The sequence below is a fragment of the Candidatus Nanopelagicales bacterium genome (assembly GCA_018003655.1).
Classification (GTDB): domain Bacteria; phylum Actinomycetota; class Actinomycetes; order S36-B12; family UBA10799; genus JAGNDY01.
Genome location: JAGNDY010000153.1, coordinates 1 through 3,085, shown reverse-complemented (window position 1 = coordinate 3,085; position 3,085 = coordinate 1). Strand labels below are relative to the sequence as shown.

2 protein-coding genes are annotated in these 3,085 nt (G+C 62.1%); both read right to left on the bottom strand.

The annotated features are described in order from the left end of the window. A partial coding sequence (locus tag KAZ48_11600; protein ID MBP7973435.1) for a DNA gyrase subunit A occupies positions 1 to 986 on the bottom strand: 986 nt, incomplete at its 3' end. 143 nt (positions 987 to 1,129) lie between these two features. Continuing rightward, positions 1,130 to 3,085, bottom strand: a 1,956-nt coding sequence (gyrB, locus tag KAZ48_11595) for a DNA topoisomerase (ATP-hydrolyzing) subunit B (protein MBP7973434.1), incomplete at its 5' end; no start/stop codon positions are given.

The window sequence follows — 3,085 nt, the reverse complement described above, 5'->3', positions numbered from 1 at the left end:
ACGCCGTCGACCAGTGCCAACATGTTGCAGCCGAACGTGTCTTGCAGCTGGGTGTGCTTGAACAGTTGATTGAGTACGACCCGCGGCTGGGCGTCACGCTTGAGGATGACCACCAAGCGCTGGCCGGTGCGGTCAGAGGAGTCATCGCGCAGGTCAGCGATACCAGTCAGCTTGCCTGAGTCGGTCAGCTCGGCGATCTTGAGCGCGAGATTGTCGGGGTTGACCTGGTAGGGCAGCTCTTTGATGACCAGGCAGGTGCGCCCGCGGTTGTCCTCCTCGGTCTCGATGACTGCCCGCACGATCACCGAGCCGCGCCCGGTCCGGTAGGCATCGTCGATGCCCCGCTTGCCGACAATCAGGGCACCAGTCGGGAAGTCCGGTCCGGGGATGCGCTCCATCAGCGCTTCCAGGAGTTCTTCGCGCGAGGCGTCTGGATTCGCCAGTGCCCACTGACAGCCCTCGTTCAGCTCCCGCAGGTTGTGCGGTGGGATGTTGGTTGCCATGCCGACGGCAATACCCGCCGAGCCGTTGGCGAGCAGGTTCGGAAACCGCGACGGAAGCAGCAGCGGCTCCAGGGTTCGGCCGTCGTAGTTCGGCGTGAAGTCGACGGTCTCCTCGTCGATGTCGCGAACCATCTCCATCGCCAGCGGCGACATCCGGCACTCGGTGTAGCGGTGCGCGGCCGCGGGGTCGTTACCCGGTGAACCGAAGTTCCCCTGGCCGTCAACGAGGGGGTAGCGCAGCGACCACGGTTGTTCCAGGCGCACCAACGCGTCATAGACCGATGTGTCGCCATGCGGGTGGTAATTGCCGAGAACATCGCCGATCACGCGGGTGCATTTGAAGTACCCGCGGTCCGGTCGATAGCCACCGTCATACATCGCATACAGCACGCGGCGGTGAACGGGCTTGAGTCCGTCGGTGACGTCTGGGAGCGCTCGGCCAACGATGACGCTCATCGCGTAGTCGAGGTACGAACGTTGCATTTCGGTCTGGATCTCGACCGGTTCAATCCGTCCGTGCGGTCCGTGATCCTCCTGCTCGTCGGGCAGAGTCGTGGTGTCGTCAGCCACGGCTGATCAGTCCCTTCAGAAGGCTTACCGGTCGGTGATAGGAAGCGCGAAATGCCTTAAATATCAAGGAATCGCACGTCCTTGGCGTTGCGCTGAATGAACTTGCGGCGGGATTCAACGTCCTCGCCCATCAGCATCGAAAACATGTCGTCGGCCTGGGCCGCGTCGTCCAAAGTAACCTGCAGCAGTACTCGGTTGGCCGGGTCCATCGTGGTCTCCCACAGTTCCGAAGCGTTCATCTCTCCGAGGCCCTTGTAGCGCTGAATCGATTCCTTCGGCAGTCGTTTGCCACCGGCCAAACCATCCTCAACCATGGCGTCGCGCTCCTGATCGGAGAACGCGTATTCCGGCGAAACCTTCGACCACTTGATCTTGTAGAGCGGCGGCTGCGCCAAGTAGACGTGACCACCCTCCAGCAACGGACGCATGAAGCGGAACAGCAGCGTCAGCAGCAGGGTTCGGATGTGCTGGCCATCGACGTCGGCGTCAGCCATGAGCACCAGCTTGTGGTACCGCAACTTCTCGATATCGAACTCTTCTTGGATGCCCGTGCCAAGCGCGGAGATCATCGCCTGAACCTCGTTGTTTGCCAACACCTTGTCGAGCCGGGCGCGCTCAACGTTGAGAATCTTGCCACGAATCGGCAGGATCGCCTGCGTCGCCGGATCTCTGCCGCTGCGAGCGGATCCGCCGGCGGAGTCGCCCTCGACGATGAAGATCTCGCACATGGTTGGGTCGTTTGACGAGCAGTCGATTAACTTGCCTGGCAGGCCGCCGCCCCCGAGGAGTCCCTTGCGGCCACGGGCGAGTTCGCGGGCATTGCGAGCCGCGACTCTGGCGATCTGAGCAGACACCGATTTGCGGGCGATCTCTTTGCCCTCGGCGGGGTTCTGTTCGAACCAAGCACCGAGCTGCTCGTTGACGACCTTCTGAACGAAGGTCTTGGCCTCAGTGTTACCCAACTTGGTCTTGGTCTGACCTTCAAACTGGGGCTCGCGCAACTTCACGGACACGATCGCGGTGAGACCTTCGCGAATGTCGTCACCGGAGAGGTTGGTGTCCTTCTCCTTGAGCACGTTCCATTCGCGAGCGAACTTGTTGACCAGGCTGGTTAGTGCCGAGCGGAAGCCTTCCTCGTGCGCACCACCCTCGGTTGTCCCAATGGTGTTGGCGAAGGTGTAGACGGACTCGGTGTACGTCGAGCTCCACTGCATCGCGATCTCCGCCGAAATGCCGCGATCGGTGTCCTCGGCCTCAAACCAGATGATTTGCGGGTGCGCCGGACCCTTCTTGTCATTCAGATGCTTAACGAAGTCAGCGATGCCGCCCTCGTACATGTACGTGATGCTCCGACGTTCTGCGGCGACTGCGGCTTCCTCGTCGATCTCGGCCGCGGCTATAGGTTCGGCAACCTCGGCGACTTCAGTCACGGCCTCGCGCTCATCAGTGAGCGTCAGTGAGAGCCCGCGGTTGAGGAACGCCATCTCCTGGAAGCGCCGGGAGAGTGTTTCGAAATCGAAGTTGGTGGTCTCGAAGATCTCCTCGTCGGCCCAGAACGTCACAGTGGTTCCGGTTCGATCTGTCGCGTCACCCTGAGCCAGGGGCGCCTCCGGAACACCGCGGTTGTAGGACTGGTGCCACAGCCGACCCTCGCGAGCGACCTCTACATCAACGTGTGCGGACAGTGCATTGACCACCGAGACACCCACGCCGTGCAGACCACCGGAAACCGCATAGCCCTCCCCGCCGAACTTCCCGCCGGCGTGCAGGACGGTCAGCACCACCTCAACGGCGGGCTTGCCTTCGGTCGCCACGATGTCGACCGGGATACCGCGGCCGTTGTCGACGACACGCACCCCGCCGTCAGCCAGAAGAGTCACGTAGATGTGGTCGCAATGACCGGCTAGCGCCTCGTCAACGGAGTTGTCGACCACCTCATAGACCAGGTGGTGAAGGCCCCTCTCCCCGGTGGATCCGATGTACATCCCGGGACGCTTTCGGACAGCGTCGAG